Origin of the sequence: Streptomyces cyaneofuscatus (genome assembly GCF_042718795.1) — a bacterium.
Lineage (GTDB): Bacteria > Actinomycetota > Actinomycetes > Streptomycetales > Streptomycetaceae > Streptomyces > Streptomyces cyaneofuscatus_A.
Genome location: NZ_JBHXOX010000019.1, coordinates 48,738 through 70,468, shown reverse-complemented (window position 1 = coordinate 70,468; position 21,731 = coordinate 48,738). Strand labels below are relative to the sequence as shown.

Genomic DNA, 21,731 nt, shown 5'->3' with positions numbered 1-21,731 from the left:
GGGGCCCGGCCTCGGGCTACGACCGCTCCAGTGCTGAGAGCCGGGAGCGGACCTTCTCGGCTTTCGGAGAAGACAGGGTCTGGTAATGCGACAGCGCACGCCTCCAGTGGTGCGCGGCGCGCCGGGGGTCGTCGGCCGCGAGCAGACCCGCGAGTCCGTCGCGCGCTCGGGCCTCCTCGAAGAGGCTGCCGCATGCTCGGCTCCGTCTCAACGCCACCAGGAAGTGACGCCTGGCCGGCTCGGCCCGCCCGGCCTTGGCATAGACCTCGCCCAAGCCGTTCAGAGCCATGACGGTGTCGAGGTCCAGGCGGAGTTCCATGAACGCGTCGAGTGCCTGCGTCAGATGTGCCGCGGCGTCCTCGTACCGTCCGAGCTCTCTCTCGGCCGTCGCCATGCCCCGTTGGACGATCGCCGTGTTGCGCCGGGCTCCTAGCCCGAGGTAGGCCTCCAGTGCCTGCTGGTGATCGGCCAGGGCCGCCAGATGGTCCCCGGCGTACTGGTGAATCCAGGCGCGGTTCTCCACCGCCGTGGCCACACCGTGCGGGTCTCCGACCGACTCGAACCCGGACCTCGCCGCTTCGTAGTGGTGCGCCGCCTCCTGCGAGCGGCCCTGTTCGAGGAGCGCGACCCCCATGCTGTTGTGGAGGATGCTCTGCACCCGGAGTTCACCGGCGTCCGTCGCCGCGTCGAGCGAGACCTGGAGCGTCTCCAGCCAGCTCTCCCATGCCTTCACGTGGAAGAAGAAGCCCCGCATCGCATCGGCCATGATCCAGCATCGCGAGGGATTCGAGGTGGTGGCCGCCGTCCGGAGCAGAGCGGTGAGTTGGGGCAGTTCGTCGGCGAACCAGGCGAGTGCGGCGGCTTGGTCGGCGACATCGGCGATGCTGTGCGGTGACCGGTCCACCGTGTGGGGCAGGCGGTAGCGCCCTGGTGCCACGGCTTGATCCGCGTGGTCTGCGGTGTACAGGTAGCAGTCGATCAGCCTGTCCAGGGCCGCGCGGGTGACCTCCGCGGGCAGGTCCTCGTGCGCCCGTTCGCGGGCGTAGACATGGATGAGATCGTGCAGCTTGTAATGGCCGGCACCGTCCGTCTCGACCAGGTGAGCGTTGCACAGGAACCGCATCAGGCGCCGGACGGCGCTCAGGGGCAGGTCCGCCAGCGCCGCGACGGCGTGGGAGCTGACCCGGGGCCCGGGGTGCAGACCGCACAGGGCGAACAGCAGCCGTTGTTCCTCGTCCAAAGTGTCGTACGAGGCCCGGAACGAGGCGACGACGGTGCGCTCACCATCATCCAGTTCCACCAGCCTCTTCCGGTCGTCGTCAAGCCATGCCGCGAGCTCCGCGAGGAGTTCGGGCGCTTCTCCCCGTACTCGCGCGGCCGCGACCCGCAGGGCGAGGGGCAGCCCTCCGCAGTGAGCCGCGATCCGCTGCGCGTACGACCGGGCGGCGGTTCTGTCGGTGTCCGTCTCGGTATGGGGTCGAGCCGCCAGCTGGAAAAGCTCGCAGGAGGCTTCCGACGACAGGGGGGAGAGCAGCAGCCGACGGGCGTCGTCCAGGGCGGGCAGCCGGTGGCGACTGGAGACCAGGGCCGAGCTGCCCTGGGGCGGCAGAAGCGGGTGGACCTGCGCGCTGTCGCGGGTGTTGTCGAGGATGACGAGCACCTCGCGGTTCCTGAGACACTCGCGGTAGACCGCCGCGCGGTCCTCCACATGCTCGGGTATCGCGTCGAGCGGCAGGCCCAGCCGGTGCAGCAGGCGGCCCAGCGCCGCCCCGGCCGTGAGCGGCGCCAGACCCGACGCATACCCCTGCAGATCGATCGAGAGCACGCCGCCGGGATACCAGCCACGGCCGACGGCCACGTCAGCGGCCTGGAGCAGGAGTTCGCTCTTGCCGACCCCCGCGGGGCCGGTCACCAGCGCGACGCGGGGGCGTGAACGGTCCGTACCGTCCGGACCGAGCGTGTCGGACAGGACCCGCAGCTCGTGGTCGCGGCCGACGAAGACGGCCGACGGCACGGAAGGGATCCCGAGATGAGGCGCGGGCCCCGGCGGCAGGTGCACGGTGACGCTGCCGGCCTGGATCACCGGCCCCAGGAACGTCCCCTCGCTGATGCTGTTGTCGGTGCGGGACATCGATGAGTTCTTCTCTCTCCTTCGACAGACAGGGATCAGACGTCGAACGCGAGACCGGGACACCGTCCGGCGGAGTGTTTCTCCCCTTCCCGGACGCACACCACACCTCGGTCGCGGGCATCATAAACTCACCGCATGGGAGAGCCGAACGATGTCTACGATCTCGCCGTCTCGTTCGCCGGCGAACAGCGCGACTACGTCGAACAGGTCGTCGCGCACTGTGCGGAGTTGGGCCTGTCGGTGCTGTACGACCGCGATCTCTCCATCGAGTTGTGGGGCCGCAATCTCATCACGGGATTGCGCAGGGCCTACGGCGGGGAGCGGGCACGGTACGTCGCGCCTTTCCTGTCGCGCGAGTACCTGGCGAAGCCCTATCCGATGGACGAGTTCAGAACCATGCTGGTGCCTGCCCTGGCCAAGCCGGACGACTACATCCTGCCGGTGCTGGTCGGGGATGTGGCCGTGCCGCCGGAGTTCCTCTCCCCCGCCGTCGGAACTCTCCGGCTGGAGGACTTCACCCCGCGTGAGCTGGCGGGTGCCTTCCACCAAAGAGTCACCGGTACGGCCCCCATGCCTCAGGCGGGGACGTCGTCGCGGAACGGCGGGGCGGCAGGGGTTCTGCGGATTCCCGCGACGCCCCCTCAGTCCTTCAGCACCTACGCGCAGCTCGAGTCCGCGTTTCGTCATCTCACCGAGCGGTTCAAGAGGGCGGCCCCGAGAATGTCGGAGGCGGGGTATGTCTGCACGGTTCGCAACTCCGAATCGGAGCTTCGGGTGCGCGTCGAGCAGCGTGGCAGGATCCTGTACGCGATGGACATCCAGCTCGGAGGAATGGGGCGGGACGACGTGCTCAACTTCGTCGTCGGCACCCGCCTGCCGCTGGGCCGCAACGCGAGCAACGGCACCGCCTCACCGGTCTTCGACCGCACCACCGGTACCTCCAGGCTGGAGATGAACGACTTGTCGGTGTTCGGACGCGGCCCTGGCAGCAGGTCCTTCTCCAAGGAGGAACTGTTCGAGGCGTTGTGGGACCGTGTCGTTGATCAGGTGGAACAACTCGCGCACGATTCCTGAATGTTCACCGATCCGCTCCGCTACGGCGTTCCTCCGGAACGGGACCGGCCGTGAACCAGGCGCTCGGCGAGCCGCCACACCTTGCTGGGCAGCACCCCCAGGGCCGTGGCCACCACGCTCTGTGCGTACAGGTCGTTCTTACGTCCCATACTCGACGGCGAGGTACGGCGCACGGCGGACAGCAGGCGAAGCCCCTGGCCCTGTGACCCGGTGAGCACCAACGCCAGACCGAGGTCGTACTGAGCGTGGAGCGTGTCGGGGTGGCAGGGCCCCAGCGTGGCCACGAGCCCGGTGTAGGCGTGCTCGCTCAGCCCCTTCGCCGTGGCGTAGTCGCCCTGCTGACCGTATGACCGGGCCAGCAGGAGTCGGGCACGCAGGGCCAGCGGATGCCGGTCGCCGTGACGCCGGTCGAGCCGGGAGACCGTGTCCGTCAGGTGCTCCTGCGCCTCTCGGGAGCGGCCGAGGCACAGGAGTGCGTTGCCGTACTCCACGCTGGTGCTCAGCGTGCGTTCGTTCAGCGGCCCGTGACTTCGGCTCAGCTGATGCGCCAGCCGGCCCAGGGTCTCCGCGGCCTCCCGCCAGTTCGCCGGATCCGGGTGGAGCTCCAGCAGATGCAGGGTCAACCAGGCCTGTGCCAGGACGGTTTGGGCCAGCACGGCGTTCATGTGGGTGTGCGGCCCTCGCTCGTGATACCAGCGCTGGACGGCCTCGGCCGTCTGCCGGGCCTCGCGCTGGGCATTCGTGGACAGTTGGAGGATGGCCAGCTCGATCCGGGCGGCCTGCAGGTGGTGCCCCGCGAGTTCCGGAGGCCGACGGCCGAGGAGGTCCACGAGGTCCTCGGCATGCTTCAGGGCCACGCCCATGTCGCCGCGGAGCCGACGGCTCTTCACGTAGCCGAGTTGCAGTTCGACCCGGGCCTGGTCGAAGCCGGGGGCATTCTCCGCCGTGCGCATGCCGGGGCGCGCGGTACCGCCGGACGAGGCGAAGGTGGCCCGTACCGTCTCCCAGTGGGGGTTCGCCGCCTCGGGGCGACCGAGTGCGTCAAGGGCCTGGGCCGACAAACCCACGGCGGACAACTCGCTCGGGCCGCCGGGGGCTGCCGCTCTCCGCGCGCGGTCGGCGTACTCCTCGGCCTGCTCGCAATGGCCCGCGTCCAGGTGAGCCCGAGCGGCCGCCAGGAGATCAGGGAGCGCCGGGGTGCCGGACGCGAGAGCCTGGTCCCAGTGCCGGGCTGCTTCGACCGGCTCGCCGCGGTCCTGGTGGAAGACGCTCAGCATGCGGTGGAGCGCGCGGCCGTCGTCCGGCGTGACGTCCGGGTGGCGGACGAGTCCGGCGGCGTAGGGCATGAGCCGGTCGGGCTCGATGCCGTCATCGGCACGTCGCAGCAGCACCGACGCCATGAGCCGCACGAGATCGGATTCCGGAACGACGTGTGGAAGGTAGCGCTGCGCGGCTTCCCGGACGATGGCGTGGACCTCCCAGCGATCCTCGATCCGGATGGCCAGCATGCGCTCGCGCAAGTCCACCAACGCGTCACCGGGGTCGCCCTCGCCGGGATCCAGGACGGTCAGCGCGTCGGCGACGAGCCGCGCGGGCAGGGGTGCCCCCGCGCCCATCGTGGCAATCTGCAGAATGAGCCGCTGCTGATCGGTGAGCGGATCGAGACTGCCGCGTACCAGGCTGGTGGCGGCATCGAGGACCGTCGGGTCCTCGATGAGCCGACGTACGTCGTCGATCAGGGAGCTCAGTCCCTGGCGGTCCCGAAGTCGGCGGCCGGCCAATCGCAGGCTCAGAGGGTGTCCGCCCAGTCTCTCGACCAGGCTGTCGAGGGCCCGCCGCTCGTCGTCGTCACCCACCGGGCGATGTGCGCGCAGCAGGAGGTGCGCGTCCTCGCCACTCATCGGGCCGAGTTCCACGACGGGCATCGACTCGGCGAAAGGGCCTTGACGGCTGATCAGGACGGTGTGCACGAGCGGGGCGGCGGGGAGCAGCAGACTTTCGATCTCCTCGCGGCCGAGACCGGGCGGGAGATCGTCGGCCACCCACAGGGCGGGCCGGGCGGTGGTGCAGAGATGATCGGACACGGCCGCGATCAGCTCCGCCGCGCCGGCCCGGTCGGCGGCAGGTCCGAGTCGGAGGGTGCGGGCGACCTTGCGCAGCTCTTGGACGTACCGGGTGGAGAGGTCGGACGGGGTGGTGCCGCTCAGATTCAGCCAGTGAATGCCCCCCGGGTAGGCGGCGCCGAACTGCCAGGCATAAGCGGCGGCGAGAGCGGACTTGCCGGCACCGGCCACGCCGAGCAGCGCCGTCACAGGACCGGCCGTGCTCTCTCGGATCAACGGGTAGGCACCCTGACGCAGTTGCGTATGAAGTTGCCACTGTTCGCGGTACCGGCCGACGAAACCGTATGCGCCGGCCATCCGATCAGCGATCCAGCGCGGCCGTTCGCTGAACCCCGCGTCGCCCATGGTGCCCCTCACGGAGCTGAGACGCTGTCGGATCGCGGCTTCCAGATCGGCGAGGGCGGCCTTGTCCCCGTATCCGGGTGGGCGCGCGAACGAGGCGTCGGCCAGTTCCACGGGGAACAGGTGCTCCTCCGTCGGCTCCGGGTTCATCACGACGATACGACCGGCCGGGTCGGCATCCCGCTGGCCTGCCAGGAGCGCGGCTGTCAGCTCGTACTGGCACGCGTAGCGGCTGGGGTAGCCCGCCGAGTAGTGGACGAGAAGCGTCCGGGACGAGGCCAGTGCCTGTTGGATGGTCTGGGTGACGCCCTGGCCGATGCCGATGTCCTCGTCGAGGAAGACGGTCAGTTTCCTGTCCCGCAGAGCCTTGGCGATGCGCTCGGCCCTGGCCCTGTCGTGGCCGCCGAACGAGAGGAATACATCGTACGTGCTCATCGTCCACCCACCTCGATCACGCCCCGACCGGAGCCGAACAGGGTCTCGGAGCACGGACCCGGCCGGTGGCGGCCGTGGCGCGGCCGGTCCGCCCCCCCCATGTGATGTCCTTCAACACACTAGCCCCACAGGGGGATGTGACCCATCCGGTCCTCGGATCCGGCGCAACGGCGGCACGAGCAGGGTTCACGGCATCGGAGGTCCCATCCGGCGCTCGTCAGGCCAGGGCGCGGATCGCCTCGATGGTCCGGTCCACGCTGAGGGTCCCGTTCGCGCAGTCGTGCAGCAGGGCCGTCACCCGTTCGTCCTGGTATTCCCGCAACGGCGCGGGTGGGGTCTCGGGCGCTGCGGCTGGGGCGATGGCTTGGCCGGTAGCTGAGGCGGTGGCCGGGGCGGTGGCTGGGGCGATGTCGTCGCGGGTCAGGAGGTGGTCCGCCAGGGCCGCGCAGGAACGGTGCTGGAAGATGACGTCCGGCTTGACCGGAACGCCGAGGACCGTCCCGGCCCGGCGGGCCAGGCGCACGTAGATGATGGAGTTCAGGCCGAGCTGCCGGAACGAGGCGTCCTCGTCGAAGCTCAGCGCCTCGTCGCCGATCTCCGGCTGGAGGATCTCGCGCCTGATGCGCTCGATCAGGTCTCGGCGGGGATCGGGCGCGGGCTTGGGCGCGGGCGCGGGCTTGGGCGCGGGCTCCTGCGCGGTGGTGATCCGTTCGATGAGCGAGGTGAGTACCTTCGATTCGCTCAGCTCCGTGAAGACCGACACCCCCGCGTCCCGCAGATACCGGATGCAGTCGGTCCAGCGGACGGGCTGGGCGATCTGCTCGGCGAGCAGTTCGCGGACCTCCTGCGCATCGGGGCCGAACGGCCGGCCGGTCACGTTGGAGATCACCGGTGTCCGCAGTTCGCCCAGGTCGACCGAGGCCAGCAGGGAGCGGAAGCGCGCGGCGGCCGGGGCCATCGCCGGCGAGTGGAAGGGGCCGCTGACGCGGACCGGGATGAAGCCCCGGACACCCTGCACCTTCTCGAAGACCGGTTTGATCCGCGCCAGTTCCTCGTGGCTGCCGGAGAGCACGATCTGTTCGGGCGCGTTGTAGTTGGCGATGACGACGCCGGTGGCACCGTGCTGCTTCAGGGTCTCCTCGACGAGCTGCTCGGAGGCGCCGACGACCGCGGCCATCCCGCCTCCGCCGACCTGGCTCATCAGTTCCGCACGGCGTCGCACCAGCGTCAGGCCGCCTTCGAAGTCGAAGGCGCCGGCGGCGAACAGTGCGCTGTACTCCCCGAGACTGTGGCCCGCGAGGAAGTCCGCGGGTGGCAAATCCTCGTACTCCTGCGCCGCCGACCAGTGCAGCGCGTTGACGACGTAGATCGCGGGCTGCGCGTACACGGTCTCGGACAGCCGTCGGTCCGGGTTCTCCAGACAGAGCTCCTCGATCGAGTAGCCGAGCAGGTCGTCGGCGCGGCTACGGAGGTCGGGGAACCTTCCGAACAGGTTGCGGCCCATCCCCTTCTTCTGGATGCCCTGTCCCGGGAACACGTAGCAGCGCATCAGCTCCGCCCGCCTCCGAGGTCGGATCCGGCCGGCCGCGTCGGCCACGCGGGAAGCTCGGTGATCCGGACCACGGCGCACGTCCAGGTGAAGCCGGCGCCGACGCCGAGCAGCACGCAGAGGTCGCCGACGGCCACGGCGCGCTCGCGCACGAGGTGGTCGAGTCCGGCGATCTGGTCGCCCGCGCCGAGGTGGCCGACGGTGCGGCCCCAGGACCAGGTCGTGAGATCGAGGTCGATGTCGAGTGCGGCGAGGACCTCGCGCTGGAGGACGGTGCGTCCGAAGTGCGGGACGACGAACCGGGCGATGTCGCCCAGGCGTACGTCCGCGTCGTGCAGGGCTCCGTCGACGCAGTCGCTGAGGCCGGCCCGGAACCGGCGGGTGAACTCGTCCAGCTCCACGTCCCCCAGGTACTGCAGTTTGCGCAGCCGCAGGTCGATGGGGAGCGTGGGGTCGTGGTGAGGTGTGAAGGGCGCGTCGCCGCGGTGCAGGCGCTCCAGGGTGGGATCCGACACCGTGGAGGTGCTCAGCACCTGGGCGAACCCGGACCTCTTGCTGAGCACCATCGCCGACGCGCCGTCGCCGGGGACGATGCCGATGTCGCTGTTCCAGCGGTCGATCGCCGGCCGGCTGACCTTGTCGGCGGTGGTCACCAGCGCCGCCACGTCGTCGGTGGCCTTGAGGGAGCGCGCCGCGATGTCCAGCGCGGTCATGCAGCCGTTGGAGGCGTTCTTGACCTCGAAGGCGAGCGCCGAATGGTCTCCGAGGACCTCGCGATGGATGTAGGAAGCCGTCGGGTAGAGCTCAAGGCCCTGGAAGTAAACGCAGGCGTGCAGCAGCAGCGCGATGTCCTCGGCCCGGTGACCCGACCGTTCCAGGGCATCTCTGGCAGCGGCCACCGCCATCTCGGGCGGAGCTTCGTCCGTGGCCTCGCAGACCGATTCGAGCTGCGTGTCCTCGGCGTCCTGGGCGTCGAACCGGCCGTCGGCCACGGCTTGTTCGACCTTGGTCGCCGGGGGCAGGCAGGTCGCGGTACCCGCGATGAACAGGGCCTCTGTCTTCACTTCTCGTTCCTTCTCAGGGTGGTGGCCTCGTGGAGCAGGAGCCCGGCGATGGCCTCGGCGGTCGGGTAGTCGAACACCAGGGTGGCGGGCAGCGTGGTGTCCAGCCGCTTGGCGAGGCGCTTGCGCAACTGGACCATGGTGAGCGAGTCGATCCCGAGAGAACGCAGTGCTCGGTCGGCCGGCACGCTGTCGGGTCCGGGCAGGCCGAGCACGTCGGCGACCTCGCTGCGGACGAGGTCCAGCAGCAAGGCCGGCCGTTCGGCCTCGGAGGCGTCCGCCATCCGCGTATCGAGCGATGCGGCGGTCCCGGCAACTTCGGCTCGGCGTCCTTCCGTTGTGCGCCGCATCAGGTTGCGCAGCAGGGGAGGCGCTTCCGCGTCGCCGAGCGCGTGGCGCAGCGATGCCAGTTCCAGGCGTACGCACATCAGCTGGGTCTCGGGCCGCGCGAGGGCGACGTCCAGGGCGTTCAGGCCCTCGGCCAAGGTCAGGGCACCGATCCCCTGACGCCGCAGGCGTCCCAGCTCGGCCTTGCCGAGGTGGGCGGTCATGCCCACTCCGGCCTGTTCCCAGAGCCCGAAGACGAGGCTGAGTCCTGCCAGGCCCCGCTTGCGCCGGTTCGCCGCCAGGGCGTCCAGCGTCGCGTTCGCCGCGGCGTACCCGCTCTGCCCGGCTGTGCCCAGCGTTCCCGCCGCCGAGGAGAAGAGGACGAACGCGGCCAGGTCCAGCCGCTCGGTCAACTCGTCCAGCAGGCGCGCGCCTTGGACCTTGGGTGCCATCACCCTGTGCAGCCGTTCCGCGGTGAAGCCCTCCACCAGGCCGTCGTCGAGCACTCCGGCGAGGTGGAACACGGCCGTCAGGGGATGGCCCGGGTGGATCCCGTCCAGTACCGCGGCCACGGCGGCCCGGTCCGCGACGTCGCCCGCGACCAGGTCCACCCGCTCGGCGCCCGCCGCTTCGAGCTCCCGCACGAACGCGTCGGCTTCGGGGGCGTTGCCACCGCGCCGCGACAGCAGCACGAGCCGCCGTGCTCCGTGCGCGCGGACCAGGTGCAGGGCGAGCGCGCTGCCGAGCTCGCCGAGACCGCCGGTGATCAGCACCGTGCCGTCCGGGTCGAGGGCGCGTGGCAGGGTCAGCACGGTCGTGTGCGCGGCGTTCCGCTGCGCGGGGCGCAGGGCGTACGGCGCGTCGCGTACGTCAAAGGCGGTGAACGACCCCTTGTTCTGCCTCGGATCGGAGGCGGAGGCGGAGGCGGACGGACCGGCGGCGGCCTGGGCGAAGGTGAGGCCGGCGGGGATCGGCCTGAGGGTGGCACCGTCCACGCGGAGCTGGTTGCCGAGCGCGGCTGCCGTACTGACCACGACCCGTTCACCCGCGCGTACGGAGGTGACGCCGCTGCCGATCTCCACGGCGATCCCTGCGAACTCCAGGGCCTGTGCCTGTTCCGGGCTCATCCCGGCGGCGCGCACCTCGACGCGGACCTCCCCCGGCGCGACCGGCTCCGGCGCGCCCTCGTGCGCGGCGGCGATGAAATCCAGCCGGCCGTCTTCCCGCTGATGCAGGTGCCAGCCGCCTTCGTCCGGCAGAACGAGCGCGTCGACCTCCTCGACGGTCGGCCGTGCTCGTGGCACGTGGACGGTCGCGCCACGCAGCACACACTCCGGCTCGCCGCCGGTCCCGATCACGCGCGCCAGGACCCGGAAGTCCGGGGTGCCGGGATCGAGATCGATCAGGCGCAGGACGCGCTCAGGCTGTTCCGTGCGGGCTGTGCGCACCATGCCCCACACGGCGGCATGGGCCCAGTTCCCCACCTGATCCTCAGGGCGCGACGCCACCGCGTCACGGGTGATCCAGACGAGCTCCGCGCCCTGGAGCCGGGCGTCGCCGAAGCACACCTGAAGCGCCCGCAGCACGTCGGCGGCGCTCCGTTCGGCGTCGTACAACGGAGCGGACGCGGAGTCAGGCAGCGCGAACAGCAGTCGTCGAGGCGTATCCGGCCGGCCGTCGAGCCGCTTCACGAGGGCGTCCAGGTCGGGTACGGCATCGGCGCCGAGCCCCGCGCCCACCTCCGCGTCACCGACCACGAGGGTGCCCGCGGGGTCGAGGGTTGCGGCCTCGGGGTGTACGGGTTCGAAGCCGACGCGGTAGAGGTGCTCGGCGAACGGGTGTCCGCGGCGTCGACCGGGCTGGAACTTCAGCCCGCCGATCCGGGCCACGGGGTGGCCCGCCGGGTCGGCCAGCCATACGGTGGCCGGCGCGAGGTTCTCGCCCCCGCCGGACGCGAACGACACGCGCACGGTCAGTTCCCTGCCTGCGGTACGGAACAGTTCGACGTCCGACCAGATGAACGGGACGAGCGGCCCGGGAGCCGCATCCGCCTCCATCAGACCGGCGACGACGACCTGCAGTGCCGCGTCGAACAGCGCCGGATGCAGGCCGTGGCCGCCCGGATCCAGCGCGCTCGGAAGGGATACCCGCGCGTAGAGGACGCCGTCGCGGCAGGCGAGTTCGCGCAGTCCCCGGAAAGCCGGGCCGTAGTCGAGCCCGTTCGCGAGGGCGCGTCCGTAGAACGCTTCGATGTCCAGGGCTCGGGAATCGGGCACCGGCCAGTTGTCGAGGTCCGGCGGCACGGTGGCGTCGGCGGACGTGCGGGTCACGCACTCTCCGGTCACGTGCTGCTGCCAGATCAGCGGCTCATCCGTGTCCTCGGGTTGGCTGTGGAACGCGAAGGGGCGCCGTCCGTGCGCGTCCGGATCGCCGACGGTGGCCTGGACCCGCAGGGCATGTCCCGGAACGAGGACGACCGGCTCCAGGAGCGTCAGGTCCGCCACGGCGTCGGCACCTGCGGTCCGGGCGGCGAACAGAGCGGCGTCGATCAACCCCGCGCCCGGCACGTAGACCTGCCCGCCGACGACGTGATCGGCCAGCCATGGGCCGTCGTCGAGCGACAGGCGGCCGGTGAACAGGTATCCGCCGCTGCCGGCGAGCGTCGTGACCGCATCGAACCACGGGTGGCCGGCCGCAGACCGGCCACCCGTGACCGCAGCGGGCCCGGCCGGAGCCTCGCCGAGCCAGAAGCGTTGGCGTTGGAAGGCGTACGTCGGGACGTCGACCTTGCCGGCGCCACGGGACCCGAGGATTCGCTCCCAGTCCAGAGGGAAGCCCCGCTCGAACAACGTGGCGGCCGCTCGCCAGAGTTGCTCCACGCCGCCCGAGCCGCCTTCGGAGGATGGGCCGACCTCGAAGAACGCTCCGATCCCCGCGCCGCGCAGCCGCTCCAGGGCGCGGTCGAGCCCCAAGGGCTCCGGCTCCGGCTCTTGCTCGTGCTCTTGCTCTTGCTCGTGCAGGTCGCGGAGCCAGGAGTCGCCGCCGAGCTCCGGGCCCGGCACGACCTCGCCCGTCAGGCCCGAATAGACGGGGAGGGAGGTCCGGGCAGGGACGATCCCGGCCATCGCATCGCCGACCGCCTCCCCCGAGCGCGCGCGAGCCCGAAAGGCGATGACGCGGGCGCCGTCCGCCATGCTCAACGCCCCGCTCACCACGGCGGCGGCGACCTCGCCCTCCACGTCGCCCACCACCAGCGCCGTCGGCTCCACGCCCCAACTGCGCCACAGCGCCGCACGTCCGAGGTACGTCGCGAACAGCGTGCACGGCAGTACATCCGGACCGCTCTCGTCCTCCTCGCCGCGCAGCAGCTTCAGCAGGGACCAGCCGGTCAACGGCGTAAGGGCCGCGTCGCACGCCGCCACGGTGTCGCGGAACACCGCGCTCTGCTGCAACAGTTGACGGCTCATCCCTGGCGGCTGCGCGTCCTGGCCGCGGAACACGAAGGCGATCTCCCCCAGCGCCGTGCCGCCGGAGCCGGGCTCGACCGCCCGCAGGGCTTCGGCTCCATCCGTGGCGTTGCCCGCGAAGACCACGGCCCGCGCGTCGAAGTGCGTACGGCCGACGGCGGAGGTGTAGGCGATGTCCCGCATCGCCGCGGCGGGCCGCGCGTCGAGCCACTCGGCCCAGTGCAGGGCCTGCGCACGCAGGGCGGCCGCGTCGGTGCCAGAGATCACCAGCGGGTGGACGAGATCGTCGTCGGGCCGGTCCGCGACGACGGCCTCCGATGTCTCCGGTGCCTCCGGTGCCTCTTCGATGATGACGTGCGTGTTCGTGCCGCTGATACCGAAGGAGCTGATGCCGGCGCGACGCACCCGCCGGGTCCGCGGCCACTTCCTCGGCTGCCGCAGAAGCTCCAGTTCGCCGCCGGTCCAGTCGATCCGGGTGTTCGGCTTCTCCGCGTGGAGCGTACGGGGCAGCAGTTCGTGCTGGAGCGCCAGCACCATCTTGATGACGCCGATGACGCCGGAGGCCGCTTGGGCGTGGCCGATGTTGGACTTGGCCGATCCCAGGTGCAGGGGTCGTACGCGGCCCGAGAACACCGCGGCGAGGGCGCCGGCCTCGATCGGGTCGCCGAGCACCGTGCCCGTGGCGTGGGCTTCGACGGCGTCGATGTCGGCCGGGGCCAGTCCCCCGTCGGTCAGGGCACTGCGGACCACACGCTGCTGCGCGAGGCCGTTCGGCGCGGTGAGCCCCTGGCTTCGGCCGTCCTGGTTCATGGCGGTGCCCCGTACGACGGCCAGCACCCGGTCACCGTCGCGCCGCGCGTCCGAGAGCCGCTTGAGCACCAGGACGCCGCAGCCTTCCGCCCAGCTCGTCCCGTCGGCGTCGTCGGCGAAGCTCTTGCAGCGGCCGTCGGCCGCGAGCCCGCCCAGGCGGCTGAACTCGACGAAGATCTGCGGGGTGCTCATCACGGTCACTCCGCCGGCGAGCGCCAGGTCGCATTCACCGCTGCGCAGCGCCTCGCACGCCAGGCGCAGGGCCACCAGCGACGAGCTGCACGCGGTGTCGATGGTGAGCGCAGGCCCGGAGAGACCGAGGGTGTAGGAGACCCGCCCGGAGATCAGGCTCGACCCGTTGCCGGTGATCTTGTAGCCGTCGCTGCTGTCGACATCCCAGCGCCGGGCGACGTCGTAGTCCGAACTCATCGCGCCGAGGTAGACGCCTGTGTTGCTGCCTTCGAGGGACGCGGTGCGCAGGTTGGCCCGCTCGATCGCCTCCCATACGACTTCCAGGACGAGCCGCTGCTGCGGGTCCAGGGACAGCGCCTCACGCGGGCTGAGCCCGAAGAAGGCGGCGTCGAAGTCCTCGGCGTCGCGTACGAAGCCGCCCTTGCGCTCGAAGCGCCTGCCGGTGGCGGCGCGCTCCGTCTCCTCGATCGTGCCAAGGTTCCACCCGTCCCAGCGCTGCGGGAACGGGGAGGAGGCTTCGCGGCCATCGGCGAGCAGCTCCCAGAACGCCTCGGGCGTGTCGATTCCGTCGGGAAGCCGGCAGGCCATGGACACGATCACGACGGGGTCGTCATCGTCGGGCCGTACGGACTCCGCGGCGACGGCGGGCGAGACGTCCGGGGCCTGGTCCTGCGGGCCTTGCGGGTCCTGCGGGCCTTGCGGGTCCTGCGGGTCCTGCCGGTCCTGGGTATCGGCGTGCGTCAGCAGCAGTGCCGCGATGGCTTGCGGTGTGGGGTAGTCGAAGGCGAGCACGGTGGGCAGCGGGACCCGGGTCCGTGCGCTGAGCCGGTTGCGCAGCTCGACCACCATGAGGGAGTCGAAACCCTGTTCGCGCAGCGTCAGGTCGGGGCGCATACCTTCGGCGGGCCGCCCGAGCAGGGCCGCGGCCTCCTCCGTGACGAGCGCGACCAGCGATCCCGGACGCTCGGGTTCGGGCAGTGCCATCACGTCCTCGCGCCACGAAGCGCTGCTGGCGGCCGGTGTCGCGTCGTCGTGTTCGTCCAGCCAGTAGCGGCGGCGTTCGAACGCGTACGTCGGAAGGTCCGCCCTGCGCGTGTCCGAGGCCGGGAACACCCGCTGCCAGGGGATCGGGACCCCTTGGGCGTGCAGCTCCGCCAGCGCCCGCAGCGGCTGTTCGAGCCCGCCGCGATCGCGGCGCAGGCTGCCCACCACGACGGCCGTACCGTCGGCTTCGGTGCCCTGCGCCAGGGCTATCTGGAGCACCGGATGCGGACTCACCTCGACGAAGGTGCCGAACCCGTCCGCCCGCAGGCGTTCCAGCGCGCGATCGAACCGCACCGGCTCGCGCAGGTTGCGGCACCAGTAGTCCGCGCCGAGCTCCGGCCCGGATGCCCGCTCCCCCGTCACGCTCGAATAGAAGGCGATCCCCGGATCCTCGGGGGCAAGGCCCGTGAGCTGCTCGCGCAGCGCGGGCAGCAGCGCGTCCATGTGCGGGCTGTGCGACGCGTAGTCCACGTCCACGCGCTGGCAGTACGCGCCGGTGGCCTCCATCTGCGCGAGGAAGCGGTCCAGCGCCTCGGCGTCTCCGGCCACGACGGTCGAGCGCGCGGTGTTCACCACCGCGACGGACAACGCATCCCCGTAGGCCGCCAGTTGCTCGGTGACTTCGGCGACCGGGCGCTCCACGAGTCCCATCGCCCCGTCCGGCGCATGCTCGTGCACGGCCCGGGCGCGCAAGGCCACGATGCGGGCGCCGTCGGCCAGGCTCAGCGCCCCGCTGACGACCGCCGCGGCCACCTCACCCTGGCTGTGGCCGACGACCGCCGCCGGCTCGACGCCCCAGGCGCGCCACATCGCGGCGAGACCGACGTACATCGCGAACAGCGCCGGCTGCACCACGTCCGTACGGGTGAAGGGCGGCGCGATGCCGTCCTGTCCCCGTATCACTGCGGCGACCGAGAACCCGGTGTGCGGGGCGAGAGCCTCGTCGCACGCCGTCACGGCCTCGCGGAACGCGTCGTTCTGCTCCCACAGCGCCCGGCCCATCCCCCACCACTGGGCGCCCTGGCCGGGGAAGACGAACGCGACGCGGCCGCGCTCGGTGGCCTCGCCCGTCACCACCGCGTCGTGGCTCTCGTCCGCGGCGAGCGCTCGCAGACCGGCGACCGCCTCGTCCGTCGTGCCGGCGATCACCACACCGCGCGTGGGGTGGTGTGTGCGGGTCGTCGCCAACGAGTGGGCGACGTCGGACAGCCTCGTCCCGGGCGACTGCCCGAGGTGGCTCGCCAGCCGTGCGGCGTTGCGCGCGAGCGCGTGCGGGCCCGTGCCGGACACCGCCAGGCAGACCGGACCGCCCGCATCCGGTGTGGCCTGTACCGGCGCGTCCTCGGGTGCCTCGCCGAGGGCGACATGGGCGTTGGTGCCGCCGTATCCGAAGCTGCTCACCCCCGCGAACCGCGGCCCGGCCGGCCACGCGGTCGCCTCGGTGACCACTTCCAGACGTTCGGCGGAGAAATCGACGCGCGGGTTGGGTGTGCGGAAGTGCAGGCTCGGCGGAAGGACGCCGTGGTGCACCGCCAGCGCGGCCTTGACGAGCCCGAGCACCCCGGCCGCCGGCTCCAGATGGCCGAAGTTCGTCTTCGCCGAGCCGATGCGCAGCGGCGCGGGCCGGCCGGGCCCGAACACGGTGCCGAGCGCGCCCGCCTCCGTCACGTCGCCCAGGGGGGTACCCGTGCCGTGCGCCTCGACGTACGACACCGCCTTCGGCGCGACGCCGGCGTTCTCCCACGCGGACCGCAGCACCTCCGTCTGCGCCTCGCGGCCGGGGGCGGTCAGTCCGTCCGTCGCGCCGTCGTTGTTGACGGCGCTGCCGTGCACCAGTGCGTAGACGCGGTCGCCGTCGGCGAGCGCGTCGGACAGCCGGCGCAGCACGACCACCGCGCAGCCCTCGCCCCGGGCGTAGCCGTCGCCGTCGGCGTCGAAGGCCCGGGACAGTCCGGCGGGGCTCTGCGTGCCGAGTTTCGTCAGGGCCACCGAGGTGTTCGGATGCAGCATCAGGTTGACGCCGCCGGCCAGTGCGTAGTCCGACTCGCCGGAGCGCAGGCTCTGCACGGCGAGGTGCACCGCGACCAGGGAGGAGCTCGACGCGGTCGCCACGCCCATCGCCGGGCCGCGCAGCCCCAGCGCGTACGCGATGCGGGACGGGATCACCGAGTTGTCCCAGCCGATGGCCGAGTGGGCGTGGATCGCCTCGGCGGCGCCCTGCGTGAACAGCGGGTACTCCTGCCACATCGCGCCCATGAAGACGCCGGTGCGGGTGCCCGCGAGACTCGCGGTGGAACGCCGGGCGTCCTCGACGGCGGCGCACGCCACCTCCAGGGCGATCCGCTGCTGCGGGTCCATCTGCCGGGCCTCGGCCGGTGGGATGGAGAAGTGCTCGGCGTCGAATCCCGTGACGTCGTCGAGGAATCCACCGCGGCGGTTCGCCGCCCCGCCGGACGCCTCCGCGGCGGCCCAGGCGGCGGCGTTCCACCGGTCGGCCGGCACCTGACGCACCGCGTCGACACCGTCGAGCAGGGCCTGCCAGAGTGCGGTGGGGTCCTCGATCCGGGCCGGCAGTCGGCAGCCGATGCCGACGATCGCCACCGGCTCGTGGCGGCCGTACGTCTGGGCGGCGGTCCGGTCAGCCACGGGTAGCCCCGATCTCGTCGGGCGCGTAGAGCGCCAGGCAGGTCTCCTCGATCGCGGCGAGCGGCTCCGCGTCGTTCAGGATGGTCATGTGGTTCGCGGCGTCGATCTCCACCAGGCGGAGGCCCGGCAGCTCGCGCTCCCAGTCCTGCCGGTAGTTCACGTGATCGAGGGAAAAGGTCTCGCCGGCGAGCTGGAAGTAGGGTTCGACCTCACCCAGGAAGAGCCCGCTCCGGTTGCGGAAATAGGTGCACGCCACGGCTTCCGGCCGCGGCAGTGGCCTGATGGTGTGTTCGCCGAGCCGGTAGGCGAGCTGGATCGCCATGTTGCGTCCGACGAACCGCGCGGTCCGGTCAGGTCTCATGGCGAGGCCGCGCTCGGCCGCCAGCTCCGCGAGCCGCAGGACGAACGCGTCCTCGTCCAGGTCTTCCGCGATCGCGTCCCGGTGGACGAGCCGGGTGCGCAGGACCGCCGGGTCCTTCTCCCCCGCCGGCCAGAGCAGGGAGTTGACGACCTGGAGGGCCGCGCTCCGGGCCGACTGGAACCCGTTCGCGTTCGCCTTCGCCAGGCCGGTCTCGTCGGGCGAGTCCACCATCGTCAGCGAGACCACGTCCTGGCCCTGCTCCTGGAGCAGTCGCGTCACCTCGTAGGCGACGATGCCGCCGAGGCAGAACCCGCCGACGTCGTACGGTCCCTCTGACTGCACCGAGCGGATGACCTCGGTGTAGTACGCGGCCATGGCCGTGACGCCCTCGATCGGCGCGTCCTCGGTCAGCAGGCCGCGCGCTTGGATGCCGTAGAACGGGCGGTCGATCCGCTCGGCGATCGTGCGGTAGGACTCGACGCCGGCCAAGGCGCCGTGGATCCAGAACACCGGCCTGCCCTCGGTCGCGCCGTTGAGGCGCACCAGCTCGGGGGGCGGCACGCGCGTGGAGCGGGCCTGCGCCTCGGACAGCCTCGCGACCACGTCGTTCAACGTGTCGTGCGGCTGCCACCATTCGGGCCGGAATCCCGGGAACACACTGCTGATCCGGCCCAGCATCGCGACCAGGAGCAGGGAGTTGAGACCGTAGTCGGCGAGCGACCTCGTGCCGTCGATGTCGTGGCGCGGCATGCCCAGCACCGAGGCGACGAGGTCGGCGACGAAGGCTTCGCGGTCCTCGGCGTCCACTCCGCCCGCACCGCCCGCACCGCCCGCACCGCCCGCACCGCCAGGAGAGCCATCGCCGGTGTGCGCGGCCTGATCCGATGGCGGCGCCTGCTCGGCGAAACACGTCAGCCGTGCGAAGGGATATCCGGGCAGGCGGATCCGCCTGCGTCGAGCCCCGCGATGCAGCAGGCCCCAGTCGATGGACGCGCCCGCGACCCAGTGTTCCGCCACGTCGTCGAGCCGCGTCGGCTTCCCGTCGTGCCCGGTGCGGGCAGCGGGATCGACGCCGTCGGCGAACGCCACACGGGCGAGCGTGTCCGGGTCGCCGTCGAGCCAACCGCCCAGCAGGCGAGCGGCCTCGTCCGTGCTCCGCGCGACGAACGCCAGCCGGCAGCTCATCGCTTCCCGGCCGACCTGCGACGTGTACGCGATGTCCGCCCAGGAGCGCGGATCCGCGTCGTCGAGCCGACGCGTCAGCCGGCGCGCCCGCTCGCGCAGAGCGTCGACGTTCCGCGCCGAGAGTACGAGGACCTGCGGGCCCGGGTCCTCGGCCGGGTGCGCGGGGGCGATGTGCTGCTCCAGCACGACATGCGCGTTCACACCGCCGATCCCGAAGCTGTGCATGCCCGCGCGGCGCGGCAGCGGCCGGCCGGCGTCGTCGGTGCGCTCGGGCCATGGCAGGTTCCGCTCGGCGATGCGCAGCCGCGTCCCCTTGAGGGAGAGGTCGGGGTGCAGCTTCCCGAAGCCCGGGAGCGCCGGGATCACGCCGTGCCGCATCGCCTGCGCGGTCTTCACCAGGGCGGCCAGGCCGGAGACCACCTCCGTGTGTCCGATGCAGGGCTTCACGCTGCCCAGATACGTCACGTCCTCGCTGTCGTCCTCGCTGTCGTCCTCGCTACGGAGCCCGGCACCGAGCGCCGCCAGCTCCGCGCTGTCCGCCAGCATCGAGCTCATGCCGTGGGTCTCGATGTAGTCCACGGCGCCCGGATCGATCGCGGCGTCGGCGTAGGCGTGCGCGGCGGCTGTCTTCATGCCCCGGATGTTCGGTGCCGTGAAGGACACGCCCCGGCCACCGTGGGCGACGCCCGTACCGCGCACGACGCAGTGGACGAAGTCCCCGTCCTCCAGGGCCCGGCGTAGTGGCTTGACCAGTACGGCGGCGACGCCCTCGCTGCGCGCCGTACCGTCGGCACCCTCCTGGAACGGCCGGACGTCGCCGCTCGGGCTGAGCATCCCCGCGGCCCGCATCCCGCCGAAACCCGCGGGCGACATCACCAGGTTCACCCCGCCGACGAGCGCCTGCTCGCACTCGCCGTCGCGGATGGACCGGATCGCCCGGTGCAGGGCCACGAACGAGGACGAGCACGTCGTGTCGCACTGCTCGCTGGGGCCGGTCAGGTCGAGCAGGTACGAGATCCGGTTGGGCACCATCGCGGGCGACGGCAGGCTCATCAGGTCCATGGCCGCGGGCCGGTACTCGCTCTGCGTCGTGGCGACGAACACCCCCGTGGGCCGGTTCCGCAGCTCGGCCGGCCGATAGCCCGCGTCCTCGACGGCGTTCCACGACGCCATCAGCAGCAGGCGCAGTTCCGGCGTCACCTGGCGTGCCTCGGTCACCGACATACGGAAGAAGAGAGGGTCGAATTCATGCACACCGTCGAGGAATCCGCCCCGCAGTGCGGCTGCCTCGTCGCCGTGGTACGACGCCCAGTCCGCACGCTTCTCCGGCGGTGCGGTGATGCACCGTCCGCCGTGCTCGACGATCCGCCAGAACGCGTCGATGTCGTCGGCCCCGGGGAAGCGTGCGGACATGCCGACGATCGCCATGCCGTCGAGCGCGGCCTCGTCGGACTCAGGCTGAGGTTGAGTCTCAACCTGAGGTCGAGGATCAGACTGAGGTCGAGGTTGCGCCCGTTCGGGCGCCCGGTCCGGTGGTGCGGGCTCCGGCGGAACCGCGTCCCGCAGCTCCTCGGCGTACTCCGAGGCGATGAACTCGCCCAGCTCCGCCAGGGTGTTGTGCTCGAACAGCACCGTGATGTCGAGGTCGACCCCGAGCGTCCCGCCCAGGGTCCGGGCCACGTTCACCGCGAAGATCGAATCGAGGCCGTAGTTCGAGAAGGGCTCGTCCCGCGCGATTCTCGTCCGCGGGATGTCCAGTGCCTCAGCCAGCACATCGAGGGCGACGGACTCGACGTGGACGCGCAGCCGGTCTCCGGGCTCGCTCCCGGCGCTGGGATCGGCCACGGCCCGCGCCGCACTCTCACGCACCGGCACCGCGTCCGGCGCGGACGGGCGCGCTACGGCCGCCGGCTGCCGGATGACGCCGTCGCTCTCGGCCACGATGATCTGCTGTCCCAGGTCCTCGGCGTCCTGCGCGGGCAGAGTGATCGCGCGGAACCCCTCCTGTGTCAGGACGTACCGCCAGTCGGCCGTGGAGAGCAGCGGGCTGCCCTGGATCCGCAGGTGCGGGTCCTCGTAGCGCCACCATCCGTCGAGGAGGCCGAACGAGAACTGGCTGAGCAGGTTGTTCGCGGTCAGCTCGTTCAGGACCAGCAGTCCGCCGGGCCGGAGGAGCGCCTTGGCGTTGCGCAGGGTGTGGCGGATGTCCCGGGTGGCGTGCAGGACGTTGGCGGCGACCACGGCGTCGTACCCGCCGAAGGTCGGGCCCTGATCCGCCACCGGGCGCTCGATGTCCAGGATTCCGCAGGTCAGCGAAGGATTCGCCGCGCCGAACGAGCGCTCCGCGTGGTTCAGGAAGGCCCTTGATATGTCGGTGTAGCGGTACTCGCGGACGTCCAGCCGGGCGGACCGCAGCGCCTCCAGGACGACGGCGCTCGTGGCACCCGTGCCGGCGCCGATCTCCAGGATGCGCGCGCCGTCCGCCGCCCGGCCTCGTACCCGCTGTCGCCGTCGCAGCCGCGCCACCAGATCGGCGGCCAGCACCTGGTTGAAGAACGCCGACGCCGGATTGGTCGCATAGGCGTTCTGCACCAGCTCCAGCGATCCGCCGGGGAAGATGACCTCCGTGGCCGGCCGCCGTCCGGTGAGAATCTCGGGGAAGGCACGCAAGGTGGTCTCCACCAGGAGGTGGGTGGCCGCGAGGTCGGGGTTCTCCTGCCACGTGGGCCTTTCCGTCTCCCACGCGCGCCATAGCTGCTCGATCGGCCGGTACGGCGTGGCCTCGTCGAGCAGGATCACGCCGTCCCGCCGATCGAGGTAGCCGGCCTCCTCGAAGACGCGCAGACACTCGTCGAACCAGGCTTCGTACCCCGGCGCGAGGCCCGCCGACTCCCGTGCGGCCTGCGGAGTCTGCCCCGACATACGAAACGCGCCGAGCGTGCGCAGATGGGACCAGAGAAAGTCGAGCAGCAACTGTTTCATGA

General features: G+C 71.6%; 7 protein-coding genes. 1 reads left to right on the top strand and 6 read right to left on the bottom strand.

Going from position 1 to position 21,731, the window contains the following annotated elements:
- Nucleotides 1–16: 16 nt before the first annotated feature.
- Complete coding sequence (locus ACFWRT_RS22205; protein WP_380949329.1) at nt 17–2,131, bottom strand: tetratricopeptide repeat protein; 2,115 nt, start codon at nt 2,129–2,131, stop codon at nt 17–19.
- Between the two features lie 135 nt (nt 2,132–2,266).
- Between ACFWRT_RS22205 and ACFWRT_RS22200 the strand changes: the two genes are divergently transcribed.
- The gene (locus ACFWRT_RS22200; protein ID WP_380949328.1) at nt 2,267–3,205 is read left to right on the top strand and encodes a TIR domain-containing protein; all 939 of its coding nucleotides are present in this window, start codon (nt 2,267–2,269) and stop codon (nt 3,203–3,205) included.
- Between the two features lie 20 nt (nt 3,206–3,225).
- Here ACFWRT_RS22200 and ACFWRT_RS22195 read toward each other — a convergent pair whose 3' ends face one another.
- The 5 genes from ACFWRT_RS22195 to ACFWRT_RS22175 form a co-directional block, all read right to left on the bottom strand.
- On the bottom strand, nt 3,226–6,105 hold the full coding sequence (locus tag ACFWRT_RS22195; protein WP_380949327.1) for a tetratricopeptide repeat protein: 2,880 nt from the start codon (nt 6,103–6,105) through the stop codon (nt 3,226–3,228).
- 217 nt (nt 6,106–6,322) lie between these two features.
- Nucleotides 6,323–7,654 (bottom strand): ACP S-malonyltransferase, encoded by a 1,332-nt coding sequence (gene fabD, locus ACFWRT_RS22190; RefSeq protein ID WP_380949326.1) that lies wholly within the window; start codon nt 7,652–7,654, stop codon nt 6,323–6,325.
- The gene (locus ACFWRT_RS22185; RefSeq protein ID WP_380949325.1) at nt 7,654–8,718 is read right to left on the bottom strand and encodes a ketoacyl-ACP synthase III family protein; all 1,065 of its coding nucleotides are present in this window, start codon (nt 8,716–8,718) and stop codon (nt 7,654–7,656) included. Before ACFWRT_RS22185 ends, fabD begins: the two co-directional genes overlap by 1 nt.
- Nucleotides 8,715–17,201 (bottom strand): type I polyketide synthase, encoded by an 8,487-nt coding sequence (locus tag ACFWRT_RS22180; protein ID WP_380949324.1) that lies wholly within the window; start codon nt 17,199–17,201, stop codon nt 8,715–8,717. The genes ACFWRT_RS22185 and ACFWRT_RS22180 overlap by 4 nt, the downstream gene beginning before the upstream one ends.
- Complete coding sequence (locus ACFWRT_RS22175; protein ID WP_380949323.1) at nt 17,194–21,729, bottom strand: beta-ketoacyl synthase N-terminal-like domain-containing protein; 4,536 nt, start codon at nt 21,727–21,729, stop codon at nt 17,194–17,196. Before ACFWRT_RS22175 ends, ACFWRT_RS22180 begins: the two co-directional genes overlap by 8 nt.
- Nucleotides 21,730–21,731 lie beyond the last annotated feature (2 nt).